The sequence below is a fragment of the Arthrobacter sp. 10N410 genome, assembly GCF_056394945.1.
Window position 1 is genome coordinate 756,765 of sequence record NZ_JBFTIP010000001.1, and the last position, 21,573, is coordinate 778,337.

The following is a 21,573-nucleotide window of genomic DNA, read 5'->3' on the forward strand; positions in this document are numbered from 1 at the left end:
GCGGGCCCCCCCCGGGGGGCCGCCCCCCAGCGCACGAAGAACACCGGGAAGAGGAACTGCGGACCCAGGAAGTCCGCCATGACCTGCACCGCGCGGAGGAGCTCGCCGTAGGCCACGATGTATCCGAGCGAGGTGTCCTTGAGCAGGACAACCAGCTGCGCCACGAGCGAGGGGAGCATGCGGCGGATGGCCTGGGGCAGCTCGATGGTCAGCCGGGACTGGAAGCTGGTCAGGCCGATGGCGAGGCCGGCTTCCCGCTGGCCCTTGGGCAGCGACTGGATGCCGGCCCGGATGATTTCGGCGAAGATGGCCGAGTTGTAGAGGACCAGGCCGGCCACGACGGCGATGAAGGAGCTGGTGGCAAAGACGAGCAACACGAACAGCATCATCAGGACCACCGGCATGCCGCGGAGGAACTCCAGGACGATGCGGGTGGGGACACGGATCCAGGCGACGTCGGAGATCCGCATCAGGCACAGCAGCAGGCCCAGGGGGAAGGCGATCACGGCAGAGACCGCGGCGGCGCTCAGCGTGGCACCGATGCCGTTGGCGATCAGCGTCCAAACGTCGGCCTGGCCGAAGATGGCCCACCGCTGGCCTTCGAAGATGCCCTGCTGGGCCAGGGTCATTACGGCCAGGACCAGGAGCGCGCCGATCACAATGACGCCGATGACCGAACCGATCAGGGAAACGCGGCGGGCCTTGGGACCCGGGACGTCGTAGAGAACTGAGGTCATCGTGCGATCGCCACCTTTCGTTCAACCACGTTGGCGAGGTAGCCAAGCGGGACGGTTATCAGCAGGTAGAAGAACGCGACGCCCACCAGGACCCACATGACGGCATCGCCGTGGTCGTTGGCGAGCTGCTTGCCGTAGCCGAAGAGCTCCAGCACATAGAACGCGCCGGCCACGGAGGAGTTCTTCACCAGGGCGATCAGGATATTGATCAAGGGCGGGATGACCGTGCGCAGGGCCTGCGGCAGGATGATCAGGGAGAGCACCTGGCTGAACTTCATGCCGATGCTGCGGGCGGCCTCGGCCTGGCCCACGGGAACGCTGTTGACGCCGGAGCGGACGGCCTCGGCGATGAAGGCCGAGGTGTAGGCGCTCAGGGCGATGATGGCGGCGACTTCGAACTGCTGGAACGTGACACCCAGGCGGGGCAGCACCACGGCGGCGAAGAAGAAGGCGATGGTCAGCGGGGTGTTCCGGACGATCTCCACGTAGGCCATGCTGAAGCCGCGCAGCGCGGCGATGGGGGAGACCCGGGCCGCTGCGAGCAGGGTACCGAAGACAAGGGCGATGATTCCCGAGACCACTGCCAGGAAGAGGGTTCTGAGAAAGCCGTCCCAGTATTGGGGCAGGCTCTCAATGATGACGTCCATAGGTTCCTTCAGCTGCGTTGAGGGGATTCAATCGTTAGCGGGGCTGTGGCGGCCGCCGGGGCGCGAGTGCCGCGGTTTCCGGCGGCCGCCACATCCGGCTTTAGTAGCGGTTGATGGCGGGGAGCTTCGGGGCCGTCTTGATGACGGAGCCCGCGGTGGCTTCCCAGGCCTTCTTGTAGGAGCCATCCTTGTCGAAGGCTTCCAGCTGGTCGTTGATCCAGTTGCGGAAGACCTTGTCGTCCTTCTTCAGGCCAATGCCGTAAGGCTCCTTGGTGAAGGTCTCGTCCGAGGCCAGCTTGAAGGCGTCCGGCTCCTTGTTGACGAATCCGGCGAGGATGACGTTGTCGGTGGTGACGGCTTCAACCTGCTTGTTGCGCAGCGGCTCAAGGCAGGCCGAGTAGGTAGCGGCCGGGACCAGGATTGCTCCGTACTTCTCCACGATGGTGGAGGCAGGGGTGGAACCGGTCACGGAGCAGACCTTCTTGCCCTTGACGTCCTCGGGCTTGGTGATGGAGTTGTTGTCCTTGTTCACCATGAGGGCCTGGCCAGCCTCGTAGTACGGGCCGGCGAAGTCGACTTCGGTCTTGCGCTTGTCGTTGATCGTGTAGGTGGCGACGATGATGTCGACCTTGCCCTGCTTGATGAACTGCTCGCGGTTGGCGGAAACAGTCTCGACCCACTCGATCTTGTCGGCGGGGATGCCCAGCTTCGCGGCGATCAGCTTGCCGATCTCAACGTCGAAACCGACAGGCTTGCCGTCGAGGCCCTTCTGGCCGAACAGCGGCTGGTCGAACTTGGTGCCGATGGTGATCTTACCGGCAGAAGAAAGCTTTGCCATGGTGCTGTCGGCGGCGAAGCTCGGCTTCTCGGCTACGGGCGGGTTCGTCGTGGAGGAGCTGCCGCCGCAGGCGCTCAGGCTCAACGCCAGAGCTGCGGATGCGGCCACCAGAAGGGATTTCCTTCGGGTCAAAAATGCCATCATGACATTCCTTTCATTGGACGGCCGCCTCGCGGCAGCCTGGGTGCGGAATCTGCGGAATTTCAGTGGTGGTGTGCGGAGCCTTGCCGGCTCAGTGGGTCAGGAGCTTGGACAGGAAGTCTTTGGCCCGATCGCTCTTGGGATTGGTGAAGAACTCCTCGGGCGTCGCGTCCTCGACGATCTGGCCGTCGGCCATGAAGACCACGCGGTCGGCTGCCTTGCGGGCGAAGCCCATCTCGTGGGTCACCACGATCATCGTCATGCCTTCCTTGGCCAGCTGGATCATGACGTCGAGGACTTCGTTGATCATTTCCGGGTCCAGCGCGGAGGTGGGCTCGTCGAAGAGCATCACCTTCGGCTTCATGGCCAGGGCGCGGGCGATGGCCACGCGCTGCTGCTGGCCGCCGGAGAGCTGGGCCGGCAGCTTCGGTGCCTGGTGTCCGACGCCGACGCGCTCCAGCAGAGCCATGGCGTCCTTGTCGGCCTCGGCCTTGGACACCCCCTTGACCTTGATCGGGCCTAGCGTGACGTTTTCCAGGATCGTTTTGTGCGCGAACAGGTTGAAGGACTGGAAGACCATCCCGACGTCGGCGCGCAGCTTTGCGAGTTCCTTGCCCTCCGCGGGAAGTTCCTTGCCGTCGATCGTGATGACGCCGTCGTCGATGGTCTCGAGGCGGTTGATGGCGCGGCAGAGCGTTGACTTGCCGGAGCCCGAGGGGCCGATGACAACAACGACCTCTCCCTTGCGGACGTTCAGATTGATGTCCTTGAGGACGTGCAACTGGCCGTAATGCTTGTTGACGGCATTTAGGGAGACGAGGGCATCGCCGGGCACTTGAGTAGTCATAAGAAGAATCTAGCGAACATTGGCGGATTATGACCCCAATCACTCGGAGTTGGTCAACATCGTGACCCAAGAGATATCCGCAGGTCAGGGTCGTACCACACCCTCCCGGCGCCCCGCCGCGCCGCGGCGCCGGGCCTTCCGATCCGCGCTAGCCTATGGGCATGAGTACCGAGCAGCAGCCCACGCCAGAGCAGAACCCCGCACCGAACGCCGGGGCCGGGCGGCGGGACGCCCCGCAGGCGAACGGCATCCGGCACAAGGGCCCGTTGGAGCTGCGCCGCAAGGCTGCCAGGGTCACGATGTCGGACCAGACGCTGCTGGACACCAAGGGCCCCGGACAGTTTGTGCACACCGACCCGTGGCGTGTGCTGCGGATCCAGAGCGAATTCGTGGAAGGTTTCGGCGCCCTCGCGGACCTTGGCCCGGCGGTCAGCGTGTTCGGCTCCGCCCGGACGCTGCCGGGCAGCCTCAACTATGAGCTGGCCGTCGACGTGGGCCGCAAACTGGCCGAAGCCGGCCTGGCCGTGATCACCGGCGGCGGTCCCGGGTCCATGGAAGCGGCCAACAAGGGCGCGGTCCAGGGCAACGGGGTGTCGGTAGGCCTGGGGATCGAACTGCCCTTCGAGCAGGGCATGAACCAGTGGGTGGACCTGGGCATCAACTTCCGCTATTTCTTTGCGCGCAAGACCATGTTCGTGAAGTACGCCCAGGGTTTCATTGTCCTTCCCGGCGGCCTCGGCACCCTGGATGAGCTATTCGAGGCCATGGTCCTGGTCCAGACCCGGAAGGTGACTTCCTTCCCGATCGTGCTGATCGGGACCGCCTTCTGGAGCCCGATGCTGGACTGGATCCAGACCACCCTGGTCGCCGAGGGCATGATGGCGGAGGAAGACCTCGACCTGGTGCAGGTCGTCGACGACCCGGCGCTCGCCGTCGAACTCATCGTCGAAGGCGCCGCCCGCCACCGCAACCCGAACGGAACCAACCCCAGCACTGGGAACAACAGCACTGGGACCAACGGCACTGGAAACGGCAGCTACGGCGCGGCTAACGGCCCGCGGTCCTGAGCAGCCCGCACGGCCGGGTCTGGCACGATGGAGCTGTGAGTTTCTTCCTGGTTTTCGTGGCGATCGTGCTGGCCGCCGTCGCCATCCTCGTCGGCACCGACCTGGTGCCGCGGATCTTCCGCCGCGGCGCCGGCGAACAGCCCTTCAACGACGGCTTCGACGAGCCGGTGGCCTCGCTGCCGGCCGTGCTGCTGCCCGCCGACGCGGACCCGGCCGACGTCGACCGGATCAGGTTCGGCGTCGGGCTGCGCGGCTACCGGATGGACCAGGTGGACCAGGTCCTCGACGAGCTGCGGGACCAGATCGCCCGGAAGGACCGCGAAATCGCCCGGCTCCGCACGGAGCGTGAGGCAACGACGCCGGAACTACCCCCGCTGGAACACCCGCTGCCGGAAGGGGCGCCGGAACGGCACCCGGACCCGGACCCGGCCCCGTGACCCCGGTGGCTCAGGAGGGCCTGAACTCCGCCGTGTGGAGCCGGATTGCGGCCGCCGGCACGCGCGCCGCCCGCTGGCCGTGGTGGCTTCAGGTCGGCGGCATCTACCTTGCCGCGCGGCTGGTCAGCGCCTGCATCTTCATGGCGGCCGCCCTGCACCAGGGCGTGAACCCGTGGTTTCCGGCGAAGCCCGACTATTGGAACTTCATCAACATCTGGGATGCCCGCTGGTACGGCGAGGCCCTGCGGAACGGCTATCCCGCCCAACTGCCGACCGACGACGCCGGCGCGGTGCAGGAAAACACATGGGCCTTCTACCCGATCTTCCCGCTGCTGGGCCGGACCCTCGCCGGGCTGGCCGGAATCGCGCCCGCCGCCGCGCTTACCGTCATCGCCATGCTCTCCGGACTGGCGGCGGCCCTCGTGGTCTACCGGCTATTCCGGCACAAGGCCACCCACCGCACGGCGCTCTGGGGCACGGTGTTCTTCTCCACCTTCCCCGTCTCCCCGGTGCTGCAGGTTCCCTACGCGGAGTCCCTGAATCTCCTGCTGCTGGCCGCGGCGCTGCTGCTCGTCCTGCGCCGGCGCTACCTCTGGGCCATGCCGGTGGTGCTGCTGATGTGCCTGTCGCGGCCAACCGGCGTGCCGTTCGCCGCGATGGTCGGGCTGCTGTTCCTGTGCCGCGTGTACCCGAGCCTCGTCGCGACGGTCCGCGGCCGGCCCCGGACCGGTGCGGTGCACAGCCCCGACCTGGGGATGCCCGCCGCCGGGACCCCCGCCGCCGGGACCTCCGCCGCCGGGCCGCCCGCCGCGGGGACCCATAGCCCCGGGGAGCTGTGGTCGCTGGCCGGCCTTGCCGCCGTCAGCGGCCTGGGGGCGCTGTTGTGGCCCGCGTTTGCCTGGGCCGTCACGGGCGACGTCCAGGCCTACACCAAGACCGAAACGGTGTGGCGCGGGCATGACCTGGTGCCCTTCAAACCCTGGTTCGACACCGGCGTCCAGCTCTTCGGACCCGTCCTGGGGCTGCTGGCGCCGTTCGTCTTCGTGGCCGCCTTTGTCCTGCTCATGATGTCCCGTCCCGTGGCGGCGCTGGGCACGGAGCTGCGGCTGTGGTGCGTTTGTTACGTGGGTTATCTGCTGGTGTTCCTGCACCCGCAGACCAGCACCTTCCGGATGCTGCTGCCGCTCTTCCCGCTGGCCCTCGGCGCGGCACTCGTATCCCGCTCCCGCGCCTACCGCGCGACGGTTGTTGTCATGTTTATTCTGCTGCAAATCGTCTGGATCGTGTGGCTTTGGGCGTGGGCCCAATTGCCCGGCGGCGGCGACTATCCGCCGTGACGCCGAACACGTTTTCCTGCCGTAAGCGCGACATTCCCAAGGGGCATAAAAAGTCCATCGATTAGCTACAAGCGCGTAATTACGGGATAATGGGCCGTAAGCAAAGGAAAACTGAGTGTTGAGCCACGGCGGCTGCCATCACGGCCGCCAGGCGTCTTGTTTGACCAAGCGGACACAGCCCGGCCGGGCTGGTAAGTCACGGGACTACTGGAGGGGATATTCCTCATGGCGGCTATGAAACCACGCACCGGCGACGGCCCTATGGAAGTGACCAAAGAGGGCCGCAGCCTGATCATGCGGGTTCCGCTCGAAGGCGGGGGACGGCTTGTGGTCGAACTCAACGCTGCCGAAGCGACAAATCTTAAGGAATGCCTGGTCGGCGTTACCGAATAGCCTTTTCGTCACAGGAAAAGGGGCCCGCAGCCGGTTGGCAGCGGGCCCCTTTCCGGCAGCCCGGGCTATTTTTTGACCGCCACCAGCAAACCGTCGCCGGTGGGCAGCATGGCTGAGGCGAGGCGGTCGTCGTCGCGGATGGATTTGCCGACCTGGCGCAGGACGACGGTGGTTGCCTCGCGGGCCGCGGGGTTGGAGACGCGGTCCTTGTCCAAGGCGTCGTTGACGATCAGCAGGCCGCCGGACTTGAGCAGCCGGACGGCCTGCTCCACGTAGCTGGGGTAGTTGGGCTTGTCCGCGTCGATGAACACCAGGTCATAGGCGCCGTCGGTCAGGCGCGGCAGCACGTCGCCGGCACGGCCGGAAATGGTGCGCGTGCGGTTGGCGGGGCTCCCGGCCTCCTGGAAGGACTCCCGCGCGGCTCGGAGGTGTTCGACGTCGACGTCGATCGTCGTCAGCACCGCCTGCGGCCCCAGGCCCCGCAGGATGCAGACGCCGGAAACGCCGGCCCCGGTGCCGATTTCCACCGCGGTCTGAGCCTTGGAGGCGGCTGCGAGTACGGTCAGGACGGCGCCGACGCCGGGCCCGATCGGGGTGACGCCCAGTTCGAAAGACCGTTCGCGCGCGTGCAACAAGACCTCATCCTCGGCAGGCAGATCTTCTGCGTAGGACCAGCTCGTGGACTTATCGGCGCTCATGGGTATCGCTTTCCGGGCAGGAGGGGAGTGTTTCATACAGCGTACTGTGTCCCGCACGGTCTTCTGCGTTCCGCCGTGGGCGGAAGAACCGGCCACGTCAGGAAATTCCCAGCTTATTTTGAAATGATGGATATCCGCTCATCCGCGTGGTGATCGGCGCCGAATCTAGGGGTGTAGGGGCTTGCAGCAGCAAGTGCCATCCAGGCGTAAGCACCATCCGCGAGGGGAGTGGACAATGTCGGTTGTGGCAGCTGTCCCGGTAACTGACGAGTCCCAGCCCACGGCCGAGGCCGAGTGGGTCAGGCCGACGTGGGAAGAGGTGGTGACCAACCACTCCGCCAAGGTCTACCGCCTGGCGTATCGGCTCACGGGCAACAAGTACGACGCCGAGGACCTCACCCAGGAAGTCTTCGTCCGGGTCTTCCGCTCGCTGGACAACTTCAAGCCCGGTACGCTCGACGGCTGGCTGCACCGCATCACCACCAATCTCTTCCTCGACCAGGCCCGGCGTAAGAGCCGGATCCGCTTCGATGCGCTGGCCGAGGACGCCGAGTCGCGCATTCCCGGCCGCGAGCCCGGTCCGGAGCAGAGCTTTGAATTCAACAACCTCGATCTGGACGTGCAGGCCGCCCTCGAGGAGCTCCCGCCGGATTTCCGCGCCGCCGTGGTGCTTTGCGACCTAGAGGGCCTGTCCTATGACGAGGTTGCCGTGGCCCTGGACGTCAAACTCGGCACCGTCCGGTCCCGGATCCACCGCGGCCGGACGATGCTCCGCGAGAAGCTCGCCCACCGCGACCCCAGGCCGCAGCCGGCCGCAAAGCAGTCACTGAAGCCCCGGCTCAAGATGCCCCGCATCGCCGGCCTCCTCTGAACCAGGCAATGGGTCAACTGAAACACTTCCTCGCGGGCCTCACGTGCACGTATTTCGGCCGGAAACCGGGCCGGGTCCGGACGGGCGCGCAGCCGCTCACCGGCAGGGCCCAGGAGCGGCGCCGGAAACACCTTGAGCGGTGCACCGCGTGCCGTGCCCGGCTGCAGCGCGAACGCCAATACCTCGAACGGCTGCGCGGTGCCGCTGTGCCCGCCGCAAGCGAAGACCTGACCGCCCGCCTGCTGGCCCGCACCGGCGTCCTGGCCGCCGGGCAGCAGGATGCGGAGGCGGCTCCCGCGCCCGGTCCGACCTCGGTTGCGCCGCGGCGGACGCCGCCACAGCAGGGGCGGCCGCTGCGGCTCGCTGTCCAGATCGCCGGCGGCGTGGCTGCCACCGCCGTCCTGATGGGCGGCGCCGCCTACCTCATGGGCAGCGATACGGCGCTGCCCGCCGACGAGGCGTTCACCTCGGCCTTTCCCGGGTCGGGTCCGTCCGGCCCGGCCCTGTCTTCCGAGAGCATCTCGGCGGCCGCGTGGAAGCTCAGCGGCGAGCCGGACGTCACGCCGGCCGGCTCGCTGAGCGCCGAACAGCTCTCCGCACTGCGTGCCCGTGGCTGGACCTGCCCGGAACTGCGGGAGCTGGGCTACCACCTCGTCTGGGCCCGCGGCGGGGTCGCCGACGGCTCGAAACTCCTGGAGCTTCGCCTCACCGACGGCCGGCACTTTGCGACGGTCCTGGAACAACACGCGGACGTCTCCGCCGACCAGCATGGCACGGCCGGCACTGTGCGGCCGACCCCCGGGGCGGCTGGCCCAGCACAGCCTGGCCCAGCACAGCCCGCCGCCGGGCCGCCGGTGAACGTGCTGACCGGGCATCCGGCCACCGAGGACGGCTTCGTTGCCGCCCGGCTGGACGCCGCCGCGGCGGTTGGCCCCGCCGCCCCGGCCGGCTCGCTTTGGATCAACAAAGAGGCGCCCTTCCGCGCCATCTACCGGACGTCCACGGCCACCTTCACGTATATCTCCGAGCTCCCGGCGGAGCAGGCGGACGACGGCGTGGGCGCCCTGGTGCATGCCCATCCCGTTAAGGCCCCGACGGCGCACGGCGCGGAGGGAGTCCCGGCCCGCCTTGAGCGGGGCCTGGAACGGATTGTGGAGCTGCTGGCACGATGACGCACACCATGGCGCCGCACCGTAAGGGGGCCCGTCAGCCAGGCCCGGGCAGCGTTTTCTGGAATCGTCGCGCACAGGACTGAGAGGGTAATCTTCCTAGGGTGCTTGGAATCAACGGACCGGAGTTCATACTTCTGCTGATCATCGGCCTTTTGGTGATCGGACCCAGCAGGCTGCCCGAATACACGCAGAAGCTGGCCAACATCGTCAAGGAAATCCGGCGGATGGCCTCCGGCGCCCGCGAGCAGATCAAGGAAGAAGTCGGCATCGACATCGACGATGTGGACTGGAAGAAGTACGACCCCCGGCAGTACGACCCCCGCCGGATCATCAAGGAAGCCCTCCTGGAGGACGACACCAAGCCCGTGAGCGCCGGTGCGCCTGCCGCCGTCGCCACCGCCGAAGAGCGCCGGCCGGCCCGGGTCGTTGAGCGGCTGCCGGAGGGCGAGGCTGCACCGTTCGACTCCGAGGCAACCTAAACAGGACGTCCGGCGGGCCCGGTGCGGCCCGTGTCAGCGGGGCTGGAGGCCCAGCGACATCCCTTTCAGCCCGCGCGGGCTGGCAGCCAGACTGCCGGCTATGCCCGCCAGGGCCAGCGCTGCCGGAGTTTCGGGCCGGCCAAGCACGAGCGGAACGCCGGTGTCTCCGCCTTCGCGAAGCAGGATGTCGAGCGGAATCTGGCCCAGCAGCGGCACGTCGGTGCCAACGGTGGCGGAGAGACGCTCGGCGAGCACGGCGCCTCCGCCGCTGCCGAAGAGTTCCATCCTGCCGCCGTCGGGCATTTCCAGATAGGACATGTTCTCCACGATGCCGGCCACTGACTGGCCGGTCTGGACCGCGATCGCCCCGGCCCGCTCGGCCACGTCGGCCGCCGCGGCCTGGGGAGTGGTCACGACCAGGATCTGCGCCCTGGGCAGCAGCTGGGCCACCGAGATGGCGATGTCGCCCGTGCCCGGCGGCAAGTCCAGGAATAGGGCGTCCAGGTCGCCGAAGTAGACGTCGGTGAGGAACTGCTCGAGGGCGCGGTGCAGCATCGGCCCGCGCCAGGCCACCGGCTGGTTGCCCGTGACGAACATGCCGATGGAGATGACCTTGACGCCGTAGGCCACCGGCGGCAGGATCATGTCGTCCACCCGGGTGGGTGCCTGGCTGATGCCCATCAGCGCCGGGACCGAGAAGCCGTACACATCCGCGTCGACGATCCCCACCCGCAGCCCCTGGGCCGCGAGGGCGCAGGCCAGGTTCACGGTCACCGAGGATTTCCCCACCCCGCCCTTGCCGCTCGCCACGGCGTAGACCTTGGTCAGGGAGCCCGGCGCGTTGAACGGGATGCCGCGCGCACCGCCCGGGCCGCGCAACCGCTCCTTGAGCGCGTCGCGCTGTTCCTGGGACATGACCTTGAGTTCGACGTCGACGGCGGTGACGCCCGGCACGGCGGCCAGGGCCGCCTCGCAGTCCGCGGTGATGGTGCCGCGAAGCGGGCAGCCCGCAATGGTGAGCAGCACGGCTATCCGTACGTGGCCGGAGCCGGAAATGTCCACGGAATCGACCATGCCGAGTTCGGTGATGGGGCGGCGCAGTTCCGGGTCGATCACGGTGGCCAGTGCGGCGTGCACGGCCTGGTCCAGGGGGAATGCCGGGGTTGATCCCTGCGGGGTGCTCATTGCGGGCTTGGCTCAGCTTTCGGGGAAGGTGCGGTGCGCCGGCGCGCCGGTAGCGTCCGGACCGGAACCGGACTGCTTGTCCGGCGTTGCCTCGCTCCTGACGCGGGGGATCTGCTGGGTACGCGGGCTGCGCTGTTTGTCGCGGCGTTCCTTGAGCTTTTCCTTGACTTTGTCCCGCGGGGTCTCGTGTACGCCGGCCGAGGGGTCGTGGGTGCGCAGTTCCTCCTGCGCTTCGAGCATGTCCTCAAGGAGGCTGCGCAGCTCGGCCCGGACGTAGTCGCGGGTGGCGACCTCGCGCAGGGCGATGCGCAGCGAGGCAAGTTCCCGGGTCAGGTATTCGGTGTCGGAGAGGTTGCGTTCGGCACGCTGGCGGTCCTGCTCCAGCGAGACGCGGTCACGGTCGTCCTGGCGGTTTTGGGCCAGCAGCAGCAGCGGTGCGGCGTAGGAGGCCTGCAGGGAGAGCATCAGGGTCAGCAGCGTGTACCCGAGCGCCTGGGAGTCGAACTGCCACTCCTTCGGCGCAAAAGTGTTCCAGACCAGCCAGAAGACGCAGAACACGGTCATGTAGACCAGGAACGTCGGCGTGCCCATGAACCGGGCGAAGCCCTCGGTGGCGTGGCCGAAGGCATCCGGGTTGGGGGAGAACTTGGGCAGGATCCGGGCGCGGCCGCTCAGCGGGGTATCAAGGCCGCCGGTGGTCCGGGCTCCCGGGCGGACGTTGGGGTTCCGTGGTGTGCTGATATCAGCCAATGCGGCCTCCAAGTTTCCTTATCGGGGCGTCGTCATCGTGGGCGCGCCAGTCGTCGGGCAACAGATGATCAAGCACGTCATCAACAGTCACCGCCCCGACGAGTCGGCCGTCTTCGTTGACCACGGGGAGTGAGTTGAGGTTGTAGGTAGCCAGGGTGCGCGCCACCTCGCTGATGTGGGCCTGGTCAGAGACCGGCTCGAGGTTCTTGTCCACCAGGTTGCCCAGCGGTTCCGGCGGCGGGTAGCGCAGCAGCTGCTGGATGTGCACGACGCCGAGGAAACGCCCCGTCGGCGTCTCCAGCGGCGGGCGCGCGATGAAGATCGACGAGGCCAGCGCGGGGGAGAGCTCCTCGCGCCGGACGTGGGCGAGGGCCTCGGCGACGGTCGCTTCCGGGGGCAGGATGACCGGAACGGGCGTCATCAGGCCGCCGGCGGTGTCCTCGTCGTATTCGAGCAGGCGGCGCACGTCCTCGGCGCCTTCGGGTTCCATCAGCTGCAGCAGTTCCTCGGCCTGCGCGCTGGGGAGCTCGGCGAGGAGGTCTGCGGCGTCGTCGGGGTCCATCTCCTCCAGCACGTCGGCGGCGCGTTCGACGTCGAGGGCGGAGAGGATTTCCACCTGGTCGCCCTCGGGCATTTCCTGCAGGACGTCGGCGAGGCGTTCGTCCTGGAGCTCGCTGGCGACCTCGAAGCGGCGCTTGTCGCTCATCTCCTGGAGGGCCTCGGCAAAGTCGGCGGGCTTGAGGTCCTCGTGGGTGGCGACGAACTGGGTGGCGGCCTGGGGCTCGGTGCGGGCGCCCTGCTGGGCGTCTGCCCAGTCGATGATCATGGTTTCGTTGCGGCGCAGCCTGCTCAGCGGCGAGAGGGAGTGGCCGCGGCGGACGAAGAGCTTGCTGACAAACCAGTCGCCGGAGCGGTGCCGGTCCATCGCGATGTCCTCGATGGTGGCGTCCCCGCTGCCGTCGGCCAGGGTCACGCGGCGGTCGAACATCTCGGCGACCACGAGGGTTTCCGCGCCGCGCTGTTCGAACCGGCGCAGGTTCACTAGCCCGGTGCAGATGACCTGGGTCTGGTCGATCGAGGTGATCCGGGTCATCGGCACGAAGACGCGCTTCTTGCCGGGGACCTCGACGACGATGCCCACCACGTGCGGGGCGCCCCGGTTGCCGCGGGAGAGCACGACGACGTCGCGCAACCGGCCCAGACGGTCGCCCAGTGGGTCGAAGACGTCCAGTCCGAGGAGGCGCGCGACAAATACCCGCGAAAGAGTTGTGCTCACACCTACAGGCTACCGAGTCCGCTCTCTTTTAGCTGAATTTGCAGCCGCTGCCCAGCTGGATGGGTGAGAATGGGCGTATGTCTAACATTTTTGGTGGTCCAAAGGCCGGCGCTCCCGGCGGGGCGGACGAGTCCCGCGCTGTTCCCAAGGGGGACACCGTCGGTTCCTACAACTCCTACCTGGACGCCCAGAAGGCGGTGGACTATCTGGCGGACCAGCAGTTCCCCGTGCAGCTGGTCTCGATCGTCGGCAATGACCTGAAGATGGTGGAGCGCGTCACCGGCCGGCTCACCTACCCCCGCGTGGCGCTCTCCGGCGCGCTGAGCGGCATGTGGTTCGGCCTCTTCGTGGGAGTCATGCTCTCCTTCTTCTCGGAGTCGGGCGGCTACTTCTCGATCGTCACCTCGGTGTTGATGGGTGCGGCCTTCTTTATGCTGTTCGGCATCGTCACGTACGCCATGCAGCGCGGCAAGCGTGACTTCACCTCCACCAGCCAGGTGGTCGCAACGAACTACGACGTCGTGGTGGCCTTCGAGGCCGCCCATGAGGCGCGCCGCCTGCTCCACCAGCTGCCGATGACGCAGCATGACGCCTCCGCCGCGGGCTACCAGCAGCACGACCACCAGCACCAGCCGTTCCAGCCCGGTCCGCGGCAGTCCGGTCCGCAACAGCCGGGCCCGCAGCAGCAGCAGCCCGGCCACCAGGGGCAGGGGCCGATGCCCCAGCGTCCCGCGGGCTGGAGCGACCCGTATGGCCAGCGGACCGCCGACGCCGGCCAGCCGGCGGCCGCCGGTGAGCCCGCCGCGGAGGAGGAGCCGGTGCGCCCCTCCGGGGTCAGCTACCCGGACCTGCCCGACGGCCGGCCGCAGTACGGCGTCCGGGTCACCAACGAACCCCGGCAGGGAGAACCCAGCGCGGACGGACCCCGCCGGGACGGCGAGCAGCGCTAAGGCCGCCAGGCAGTCAAAGCACGGCACTGGACAAGAAAGGGAGGGCCGCCGGATCACCGGCGGCCCTCCCTTTCTTGTTGCCCGGCTGCTAGGGCAGCTGCGCCTCAACGTCCTGGTAGATGCCCGCCATCCAGGACTCGACGTCGTCGGCCTTCCGCGGCAGCGCCGCGCTCAGGTTGACCGGGCCGTCCGCCGTCATCAGGATGTCGTCCTCGATCCGGACGCCGATTCCTCGGTATTCCGCCGGAATGCCGAGGTCCTCCTCCTTGAAGTACAGTCCCGGTTCGATCGTGAAGACCATGCCGGGGGCCAGGATCCCGTCCAGGTACAGTTCACGCTTGGCCTGGGCGCAGTCGTGCACGTCCAGGCCCAGGTGGTGGCTGGTGCCGTGCGGCATCCAGCGGCGGTGCTGCTGGCCCTCGGGGCTGATGGCTTCCTCGACGGACACCGGCAGGAGGCCCCACTCGGCGAGGCGTTCGGCCAGAACGGTGGTGGCCGCGGTGTGGATGTCGCGGAACTTGGTGCCGGGCTGCGCGGCGGCAAAGCCGGCGTCGGCGGCGTCGAGCACGGCTTCGTAGACCTTGCGCTGGATCTCGGAGAAGGTGCCGTTGGCCGGCAGGGTGCGGGTGATGTCCGCGGTGTACAGGGAGTCGGCCTCGACGCCGGCGTCCAGCAGCAGCAGCTCGCCGGCGTTGACCTTGCCGGTGTTGCGGGTCCAGTGCAGCACGGTGGCGTTGTTGCCCGAAGCGGCAATGGTGTCGTAGCCGAGCTCGTTGCCTTCCTCGCGGGCCCGGGCGAAGAAGGCGCCCTCGACCACGCGTTCGCCGCGGCGGTGGGTGAGCGCCCGCGGCAGGGCCTTGACCACTTCGGTGAAGCCTTCAACCGTGGCGGCCACGGCGGTCTTCATCTGTTCGACTTCCCATTCGTCCTTGATCAGGCGCAGCTCGGAGAGGGCCTCGCTGAGCTTCTCGTCGAGCGCGTCCAGCACGCCCAGGTCCAGGTTCTCCGGATCCTTGGCGGTGTTGTAGCGGGCGGTGTCCACGAGCGCATCAATGTTCTCGTCCACCTTGCGCACCAGCCGGATGGAGATGCCGCCGATTTCCGGGGCACCGACGTTCTTGGTGATGGCGAGCTCGAGTTCGGCCAGGTCGGCGGTCTCCAGGCCCAGCTGGGCCTTGAACTCGGCGAGGGTCGGCCGGGCGCCGATCCAGAACTCGCCTGAGCGGGAGTCGGCGTAGAACTGCTCGGTGTCGCGGCCGGCCAGCGGGCGGAAGTACAGCGTCGCGCGGTGGTGTCCGCCGTCGTCGCCCTTGCCTTCGTCGGCCGGCTCCAGGATCAGCACGGCGTCGGGCTCGTGATCCAGGCCCAGGCCGGTGAGGTGGGCGAAGCCCGAGTGGGGGCGGAAGCGGTAGTCGCAGTCGTTGGAGCGGACCTTCAGCGGGCCGGCGGGGATGACCAGGCGTTCACCTTTGAACAACTCTGAGATGGCCCGGCGGCGGGCGGCGGCGTGGCCGGCCACGGCGTCGAGTTCCGGCAGCTGTTCCCGGGACGGGGCCCAGTTGCTGGCCATGAACGCCTTGAAGGCATCGGAGCTGGGCCGCTGCGAGCGGTTGTTGACGCGCTCTTCGAGGGGCTGGGAAGCGGAGACTTGGGTGTTATCTGCATCGTTCACCGTCCCATCGTCTCACCAGCTGCGCGGCTTAGGCCAACAAGCCGCCCCGGCGGATCTACTAGGCTAGGGAGGTGAGGATTGACCTGCATGCCCACTCGAATGTTTCCGACGGCACCCAAGCGCCCGCGGAGGTGATCGCGTCCGCTGCGGGGGCCGGGCTCGACGTCGTCGCGCTGACCGACCACGACTCCACCGACGGCTGGGCCGAGGCTTCCGCCGCCGCCCGGGAAAACGGCGTGGCGCTGGTCCCCGGCATGGAGATCTCCTGCCGGACTCGGGAGGGCATCAGCGTCCACCTGCTCAGCTACCTGCACGACCCGGCGCACCCCGGGCTGCTGGAGGAAATCACCAAGGCCAAGGACGCGCGCTTCACGCGGGCCGAACGGATGGTCAGCCTGCTGGCCGAGGACTACCCGCTGACCTGGGACGACGTCATCCACCACGTCGCCCCCGGCGCCACCCTGGGCCGGCCGCACATCGCCGACGCCCTCGTTGCCGCGGGCGTGGTCGAGGACCGCAGCGAAGCCTTCGAATCGATCCTGACCTCGCATTCCCGGTACTGGGTGCAGCACTACGCGCCGGACCCGGTGTACGCCGTCGAACTGGTCCGCGACGCCGGCGGGGTGCCCGTGTTCGCGCATCCTGTGGCGTCCTCCCGCGGGCGGATCGTGAGGGACCGCACCTACGGGGAGATGATCGACGCCGGCCTGGCCGGGCTGGAAATCGACCACCGGGACAACCCTGAGGAGGGCCGCGCCTTCCTGCGCCGCCTCGCAGCACAGCACGGACTGCTCGTGACCGGGTCCTCTGACTACCACGGGACCGGCAAACCCAACCTGCTGGGCGAGAACCTGACCGCTCCCGAGGTCTTCGCGCGGATCGAGGAACTGGGCACTGGATCGTCCGTGGTGCGCTGATGGAGTGGATTGACCTCCAGCTCCTGGCCTCCGTGATCGTCACGCTGTTCGTGATCATGGATCCGCCCGGGACGGTGCCGATCTTCATGTCCCTGACGGCCCAGATGGACGCCAGGGACCGCAACCTGTCGGCGCTGCAGGCGCTGCTCGTGGCCACGGGCGTGATCGTGACCTTCGCGATTTTCGGGCAGTCCATCCTGAACTACATGCACATCTCGCTCGCCGCGCTGCAGGGGGCCGGCGGCCTGCTGCTGGTGCTGATCGCGCTGCAGCTGCTCACGGGCTCCACCAGCGGCGAGGAGAACGCCGCCAAGTACAAGAACGTCGCGTTTGTGCCGCTGGGGACGCCGCTGATGGCGGGCCCGGGTGCAATCGTGGCCGTCATGGTGTTCGTCCAGCGCTCCGGCAGCATGGCGCAGTACCTCGCCGTCGGGCTGGGGATCGCCGTGACACTCGCGTCCCTGTACCTGGCGATGCGGTTCGCCGGTCTCGTGCAGCGCGCCCTGGGCGAGAACGGCGTCGAACTCATCACCCGGATCGCCGGCCTGCTGCTCTCCGCGATTGCGGTGCAGATGATCGCCGACGCCGTGCACGCCTTCATCAAGAGCTGGACCTGACGACGTCGCCCAACTGACTCGCACTTGTTGTCGTTTTGAGGCGTCAAAACGACAACTAATGCGAGCTAGTTGGGGTCTGAGCCCGGCAGCGCGGTGAACGACGCGTGCGCGCTGAGCCGCTTGGCCATGACGTCCACGGCCGCCTGGTTCTGGTCCACACACACAAACCGACGGTCCAGCTTGGCCGCCACAGCGCCGAGCGTGCCGGAACCGGCGAAGAAGTCCAGGCACCAGTCGCCGGGGCGGCTGGAGGCCGCGACCACCCGCCGGATCAGGCCCTCGGGCTTCTGCGTCGGGTAGCCGGTCTTTTCCTTGCCGGTGGGCGAGACAATCGTGTGCCACCAGACGTCGGTGGGAAGCTTGCCGAGTTCGCGCTTGGCCGGCGTGACGAGTCCGGGTGCCATGTACGGCTCCCGGTCCACCTCGGCGCTGTCGAAGTGGTATTTCGCCGGGTTCTTTACGTACACGAGGATGTTGTCGTGTTTGGTCGGCCAGCGGAACTTGGCCCGGGCGCCGTAGTCGTACGCCCAGATGATCTCGTTGAGGAAGCACTCGCGGCCGAAGATCGCATCCAGCATGACCTTGGCGTAGTGCACCTCGCGGTAGTCGAGGTGCAGGTACAGGGTGCCGTCGTCGGCGAGCAGCCGCCAGGCTTCGACCAGCCGGGGCTCCAAGAAGGACCAGTAGTCGCTGAAGGCGTCGTCGTAGCTGTGCAGCGCGCCCTTGATGGTGTCGTAGGAGCGGCCCTTGAATCCGACGCGGTCGCCCTCGCCGCCGGTGTTGAGCACCATTTTGGTTTCCTGGCGCCGCTGGACCCGGCCCGTGTTGAAGGGCGGATCCACGTAAATGAGTGTGAAGGCGCCGTCCGGCAGCGTCGGGAGGTATTCCGCGTTATCCGCGTGAACCACCAGGTTGCTGCCGTCCGGCGCCCAGACGGTGTCAGTCATGTAGGGGATTAGGCCTCGGCGCTGCGTGCCGGGGCGCCGCCCTGTGCCTCGCCGGCCACCACTTCGCCGTTGCGGCGGCGAGTGCGGGTCCGGCGGCGCGCGCGGGTAGCCCGGTCGACCTCGGTCGGAGCGCTCGCCGTTGCCGGGGCGCTTGCCTCGGCGGGTCCCGTGGCGGTCTCCTTTTCGGGCGAACGACGACGGCGCTCACCGGAGCGTCCGGCGTCACGGCCCCCTTCGCGGGAGCCGGAGCGGCCATTGTCGCGTCCGCCCTCGCGGGAGCCTGAGCGGCCGCCGTCGCGTGCACCGTCGCGGGAGCCTGAGCGGCCGCCGTCGCGTGCACCGTCGCGTGTGCCGGGACGGGCGTTCTTCTTGCCGGTCTCGCCGAGGTCCTCGAGGACTTCGGCGTCGACGCCGGCGAGCACCCGCTTGTCGCGGGGGAGGCGGCCCTTGGTGCCCTCCGGGATGTCCAGCTCCTCGAACAGGTGCGGCGAGGAGGAGTAGGTCTCCACCGGTTCGGGCACGCTCAGGCCGAGGGCCTTGTTGATCAGGCCCCAGCGCGGCATGTCGTCCCAGTCGACGAAGGTCACGGCGGTGCCCTTGTTGCCGGCGCGGCCGGTGCGGCCGACGCGGTGCAGGTAGATCTTCTCGTCTTCGACGCACTGGTAGTTGATCACGTGCGTGACGTCGTCGACGTCAATGCCGCGCGCGGCGACGTCAGTGGCGACGAGAACGTCCACCTTGTTGTTGCGGAAGGCGCGCAGCGCCTGCTCACGGGCGCCCTGGCCGAGGTCGCCGTGGATGGCGGCCGCAGCGAAGCCGCGGTCCACGAGCTCCTCGGCGACCTTGGCGGCTGTGCGCTTGGTCTTGGTGAAGATGATGGTCCGGCCGCGTCCGCGGGCCTGCAGGATGCGGGCCACCACCTCGATCTTGTCCATGCTGTGGGCACGGTAGATCAGCTGGCGGATGTCGCGCTTGGTGAGGCCCTCATCCTCGGGATCCGCGGCGCGGATGTGGGTGGGCTTGGTCATGTAGCGGCGCGCCATCGCGACGACCGGGCCGGGCATCGTGGCGGAGAACAGCAGCGTCTGGCGGACGGCCGGGGTACCTGCGATGAGGGTCTCGACGTCCGGCAGGAAGCCGAGGTCCAGCATCTCGTCGGCCTCGTCGAGGATGACCATCTTGACGTTCTTGAGGACGAGGTGCTTCTGCTTGTAGAGGTCGATCAGGCGCCCGGGGGTGCCGACGACGATCTCGACGCCCTGCTGCAGCGACTCGACCTGCGGCTCGTATGCACGGCCGCCGTAGATCGTGGTGATGCGGGCGTTGCGTTTGCGGGCAGCGTTCTGCAGGTCGCCGGCGACCTGCACCGCGAGCTCACGGGTCGGCACGATCACGAGGGCCTGCGGTGCGCCGGGGGCCGCGAGGTCGGCGAAGCCCGCGTCGTCGCGTCCGATGACGCGCTGCAGGGCCGGGATGCCGAAGCCGAGGGTCTTGCCCGTGCCGGTTTTGGCCTGGCCGATGATGTCGTGGCCGCTCAGTGCGACCGGCAGCGTCATGGCCTGGATCGGGAACGGGTGGGTGATTCCGGCGTCGGCAAGGGATTCAACAATGTCGGCGCGGACGTTGTAGTCGGCGAAGGACTTTTCCGCGATTTCGTGCGGGGTTTCGTCCGAAATGATGGTCTCTTCCGGCTCGATCGATTCCGTGCCGGACTCGTCGGTAAGAAGCTGGTGCGTGTGCAATTCACTCACAGGGGAGTTTCCTTATTCATTTGGGCTGCGCTGCTTGCTCAACGGGGCCGGCCGAGGGCCGTTCCGGAGCACGCTCAGGAGCGCAAGCAAGTCCAGTGGAAGCCGATCGCGGGCTATCTAAATGCTGGCACTGGGACCAGCGGGTGTGTCTCAAGATCGCGTAGGGGCGGGCTTGTTGAATTCGAAAAACATGGAAATCAACGACCGGGCATCCATTACTACCCTTCCAGTCTAGCTGTTCGCCGTTCGGAACCTCGACCGGGGCCCGCGGTGCGGCGCGCCAGTGGCACGGCTGCGGGGCGCAAGCCGGGCGTAACATCAGCCCACGAGTTCGAGCCGGACCTCCCGAGTGGCGATGTCCGAGGATACGACCCGCACCCGGACCTGGGTGCCGGGCTCCAGCTCGCCGGGGCACCGTGCGGTCACCGCGGGCTCGGCGATCTGCACGATCCCGGACGGGCCATTGCCGTTCCCGTTGCTCTTCCCGTTCCCGTTGCTGCCCTTACCGTTTCCGTTCGTGCCGCCGTTCTTCGCGGGCTTTGAGCCCGAGATCACGACGGCGTCGAACTCCTGCCCGATGTGGTTGCTCAGCAGGGCCGCCTCCACGGTGTCCAGCGACAGCCGCTCCAGCTTGGCGGCCAGTTGGTCCGAAGCCGCCATGATGGCCGGCAGCGACGGGAGGGCTTCGCGGGCCCAGCCCGGAACCTCGGCGCCGTTGGACAGGGCCTCGCAGATGACCAGGACGAAGCGGTCGATCAGGCGCCGCAGCGGGGCGGTGGAGTGGGCATACGCCGCGCCGATAGCGGACTGGATGGCGTCCTCCGGGACGGCGCCGTCGAAGTGGGTGTAGCCGGCGCCGCGGAAGAGCATCCCGGCCGAGTGCACGATGGCAAGCTGGCGCGGGTCGGTGGGGTCCAGGGTGCGAAGGTATTCGCCGTAGCTGATCCGGCCGTCCCAGGGCTTGCCGAGTGCGCCGGTCTGGCGCCGGAAGTGCCGCAGCGAGCTCTCATCCGGGGCGGGCATGGTCCGCAGGATGCCGACCTTGCCCTGCAGCATGAGCTCCGCTGCGGCCATGCCGGTCATCAGCGAAATCTGGGCGTTCCAGTCCTCCACCGGCAGCGGCGGCGCCGCGACGATCCGGTAGCCGCCGTCGGGCAGCTGCTCGATCTCCTGCTCCGGCATGTTCAGGCTGGCCCCGCCGCGCAGGCGCTCCAGTTCCACCCGCTTGCTGCCGACTTCCTTGAGCAACTGCAGAACGGGGTCCGCGGTACCGCCGTCGAGTTCGGCCTGCACACCTTGGTAGCTGAGCTTGGCCCGGCTGCGGACCTGTGCCCGGCGGACCAGCACGGAGGAGACCTCGGCAGCGGCGTCGAGCTCGAACTCCCAGACGAAGGCCGCGCAGAGCTGGCCCGCCAGCAGGCTGCCGGCCGCTTCGCTGATGACCTCGGGGTGCAGGGGGATGCGGCCGTCCGGAGTGTAGAACGTCTGGCCGCGGCGCCGGGTCTCGGCGTCGAGCGCGCCGCCGGGGGCGACGAAGGACGGGACGTCGGCGATCGCGTAGAAAACCCTGTACCCGTCGCCGGCGCGGTCAATGAACAAGGCCTGGTCCAGGTCCGTCGAGGACGCCGGGTCGATGGTCACGAACTCCACGTGAGTCAAATCCAGTTCCGGCAGCTCGTGGGAGGCGACGGCCGCCTCGGCGTCCCGGAGCACGGCTTCCGGAAACGGCCCGGGCAGCTCCAGGACGGTGCGCAGTGCGTTGAGCGCCTGGGCAAGCTGGTTCTTCTGCTGGCGGACGCTCGGAGTCAGGCGATGATGAGACACGGAATCAGGTTAGCCCGATT

At 68.1% G+C, this 21,573-nt stretch carries 21 protein-coding genes and 1 pseudogene; 10 read left to right on the forward strand and 12 right to left on the reverse strand.

Annotation, left to right across the window (positions count from 1 at the left end; all coding sequences use genetic code 11):
- Positions 1 to 32: 32 nt before the first annotated feature.
- The 4 genes and pseudogenes from AC1DB8_RS03615 to AC1DB8_RS03630 form a co-directional block, all read right to left on the reverse strand.
- A pseudogene (locus AC1DB8_RS03615) lies at positions 33 to 737 on the reverse strand (amino acid ABC transporter permease); the annotation flags it as partial.
- The gene (locus AC1DB8_RS03620) at positions 734 to 1,384 is read right to left on the reverse strand and encodes an amino acid ABC transporter permease (RefSeq protein ID WP_441417174.1); all 651 of its coding nucleotides are present in this window, start codon (positions 1,382 to 1,384) and stop codon (positions 734 to 736) included. The pseudogene AC1DB8_RS03615 and the gene AC1DB8_RS03620, both read right to left, overlap by 4 nt.
- A 100-nt stretch (positions 1,385 to 1,484) precedes the next feature.
- Positions 1,485 to 2,366 carry a glutamate ABC transporter substrate-binding protein gene (locus AC1DB8_RS03625; protein ID WP_441417175.1) on the reverse strand — a complete coding sequence of 294 codons (882 nt, stop codon included), beginning with the start codon at positions 2,364 to 2,366 and terminating at the stop codon, positions 1,485 to 1,487.
- Positions 2,367 to 2,454: 88 nt separating this feature from the next.
- Positions 2,455 to 3,210: an amino acid ABC transporter ATP-binding protein gene (locus AC1DB8_RS03630; protein WP_441417176.1), complete on the reverse strand. Its 756-nt coding sequence runs from the start codon at positions 3,208 to 3,210 to the stop codon at positions 2,455 to 2,457.
- A 299-nt stretch (positions 3,211 to 3,509) separates the two neighbouring features.
- Here AC1DB8_RS03630 and AC1DB8_RS03635 point away from each other — a divergent pair, with 299 nt between their 5' ends.
- The 4 genes from AC1DB8_RS03635 to AC1DB8_RS03650 all read left to right on the forward strand — a co-directional run bounded on the left by AC1DB8_RS03635 (position 3,510) and on the right by AC1DB8_RS03650 (position 6,444).
- Positions 3,510 to 4,277 (forward strand): LOG family protein, encoded by a 768-nt coding sequence (locus AC1DB8_RS03635; RefSeq protein WP_476892293.1) that lies wholly within the window; start codon positions 3,510 to 3,512, stop codon positions 4,275 to 4,277.
- A gap of 35 nt (positions 4,278 to 4,312) precedes the next feature.
- The gene (locus tag AC1DB8_RS03640; RefSeq protein ID WP_476892193.1) at positions 4,313 to 4,714 is read left to right on the forward strand and encodes a DivIVA domain-containing protein; all 402 of its coding nucleotides are present in this window, start codon (positions 4,313 to 4,315) and stop codon (positions 4,712 to 4,714) included.
- A gap of 5 nt (positions 4,715 to 4,719) precedes the next feature.
- A complete protein-coding gene (locus tag AC1DB8_RS03645; protein WP_476892294.1) occupies positions 4,720 to 6,051 on the forward strand; it encodes a hypothetical protein in 1,332 nt (443 codons plus the stop codon).
- Between the two features lie 225 nt (positions 6,052 to 6,276).
- On the forward strand, positions 6,277 to 6,444 hold the full coding sequence (locus AC1DB8_RS03650) for a DUF3117 domain-containing protein (protein WP_079550332.1): 168 nt from the start codon (positions 6,277 to 6,279) through the stop codon (positions 6,442 to 6,444).
- Between the two features lie 65 nt (positions 6,445 to 6,509).
- Here the strand turns inward: AC1DB8_RS03650 and AC1DB8_RS03655 are convergent, their stop codons facing one another.
- On the reverse strand, positions 6,510 to 7,142 hold the full coding sequence (locus AC1DB8_RS03655) for an O-methyltransferase (RefSeq protein WP_441417179.1): 633 nt from the start codon (positions 7,140 to 7,142) through the stop codon (positions 6,510 to 6,512).
- A gap of 235 nt (positions 7,143 to 7,377) precedes the next feature.
- Here AC1DB8_RS03655 and sigE point away from each other — a divergent pair, with 235 nt between their 5' ends.
- From sigE to AC1DB8_RS03670, 3 genes are all read left to right on the forward strand, one after another.
- Positions 7,378 to 8,013, forward strand: coding sequence for an RNA polymerase sigma factor SigE (sigE, locus tag AC1DB8_RS03660; protein WP_175321762.1), 636 nt, complete (start codon positions 7,378 to 7,380; stop codon positions 8,011 to 8,013).
- An 8-nt stretch (positions 8,014 to 8,021) separates the two neighbouring features.
- Positions 8,022 to 9,185, forward strand: coding sequence for an anti-sigma factor family protein (locus AC1DB8_RS03665; protein WP_476892194.1), 1,164 nt, complete (start codon positions 8,022 to 8,024; stop codon positions 9,183 to 9,185).
- A 101-nt stretch (positions 9,186 to 9,286) separates the two neighbouring features.
- Positions 9,287 to 9,664, forward strand: coding sequence for a twin-arginine translocase TatA/TatE family subunit (locus AC1DB8_RS03670; RefSeq protein WP_476892195.1), 378 nt, complete (start codon positions 9,287 to 9,289; stop codon positions 9,662 to 9,664).
- A 33-nt stretch (positions 9,665 to 9,697) separates the two neighbouring features.
- Here the strand turns inward: AC1DB8_RS03670 and AC1DB8_RS03675 are convergent, their stop codons facing one another.
- The 3 genes from AC1DB8_RS03675 to AC1DB8_RS03685 are packed head-to-tail and all read right to left on the reverse strand — an operon-like array spanning position 9,698 to position 12,875.
- Positions 9,698 to 10,849, reverse strand: coding sequence for an Mrp/NBP35 family ATP-binding protein (locus AC1DB8_RS03675; RefSeq protein ID WP_476892196.1), 1,152 nt, complete (start codon positions 10,847 to 10,849; stop codon positions 9,698 to 9,700).
- Between the two features lie 12 nt (positions 10,850 to 10,861).
- The gene (locus AC1DB8_RS03680) at positions 10,862 to 11,611 is read right to left on the reverse strand and encodes a DUF1003 domain-containing protein (protein WP_441417183.1); all 750 of its coding nucleotides are present in this window, start codon (positions 11,609 to 11,611) and stop codon (positions 10,862 to 10,864) included.
- On the reverse strand, positions 11,592 to 12,875 hold the full coding sequence (locus tag AC1DB8_RS03685) for a magnesium transporter MgtE N-terminal domain-containing protein (protein WP_441417184.1): 1,284 nt from the start codon (positions 12,873 to 12,875) through the stop codon (positions 11,592 to 11,594). The genes AC1DB8_RS03680 and AC1DB8_RS03685 overlap by 20 nt, the downstream gene beginning before the upstream one ends.
- A 77-nt stretch (positions 12,876 to 12,952) precedes the next feature.
- Here AC1DB8_RS03685 and AC1DB8_RS03690 point away from each other — a divergent pair, with 77 nt between their 5' ends.
- Positions 12,953 to 13,825, forward strand: coding sequence for a YflT domain-containing protein (locus AC1DB8_RS03690; RefSeq protein ID WP_476892197.1), 873 nt, complete (start codon positions 12,953 to 12,955; stop codon positions 13,823 to 13,825).
- Between the two features lie 88 nt (positions 13,826 to 13,913).
- On the opposite strand, the gene AC1DB8_RS03695 is transcribed toward AC1DB8_RS03690, so the two are convergent.
- Entirely contained in the window at positions 13,914 to 15,497 is a 1,584-nt protein-coding gene (locus AC1DB8_RS03695; protein ID WP_441417186.1) for an aminopeptidase P family protein, read from the reverse strand.
- A 71-nt stretch (positions 15,498 to 15,568) separates the two neighbouring features.
- On the opposite strand from AC1DB8_RS03695, the gene AC1DB8_RS03700 reads away from it, so the two are divergent.
- Both AC1DB8_RS03700 and AC1DB8_RS03705 read left to right on the forward strand, forming a co-directional pair.
- Positions 15,569 to 16,414, forward strand: coding sequence for a PHP domain-containing protein (locus tag AC1DB8_RS03700; protein WP_476892198.1), 846 nt, complete (start codon positions 15,569 to 15,571; stop codon positions 16,412 to 16,414).
- 8 nt (positions 16,415 to 16,422) lie between these two features.
- Entirely contained in the window at positions 16,423 to 17,031 is a 609-nt protein-coding gene (locus tag AC1DB8_RS03705) for a MarC family protein (RefSeq protein WP_441417841.1), read from the forward strand.
- A gap of 65 nt (positions 17,032 to 17,096) precedes the next feature.
- On the opposite strand, the gene AC1DB8_RS03710 is transcribed toward AC1DB8_RS03705, so the two are convergent.
- From AC1DB8_RS03710 to AC1DB8_RS03720, 3 genes are all read right to left on the reverse strand, one after another.
- The gene (locus tag AC1DB8_RS03710; protein ID WP_441417188.1) at positions 17,097 to 17,978 is read right to left on the reverse strand and encodes a DNA-methyltransferase; all 882 of its coding nucleotides are present in this window, start codon (positions 17,976 to 17,978) and stop codon (positions 17,097 to 17,099) included.
- Positions 17,979 to 17,986: 8 nt separating this feature from the next.
- Positions 17,987 to 19,729, reverse strand: coding sequence for a DEAD/DEAH box helicase (locus tag AC1DB8_RS03715; protein WP_476892199.1), 1,743 nt, complete (start codon positions 19,727 to 19,729; stop codon positions 17,987 to 17,989).
- Positions 19,730 to 20,047: 318 nt separating this feature from the next.
- Positions 20,048 to 21,553 (reverse strand): RNB domain-containing ribonuclease, encoded by a 1,506-nt coding sequence (locus AC1DB8_RS03720; RefSeq protein ID WP_441417190.1) that lies wholly within the window; start codon positions 21,551 to 21,553, stop codon positions 20,048 to 20,050.
- Positions 21,554 to 21,573 lie beyond the last annotated feature (20 nt).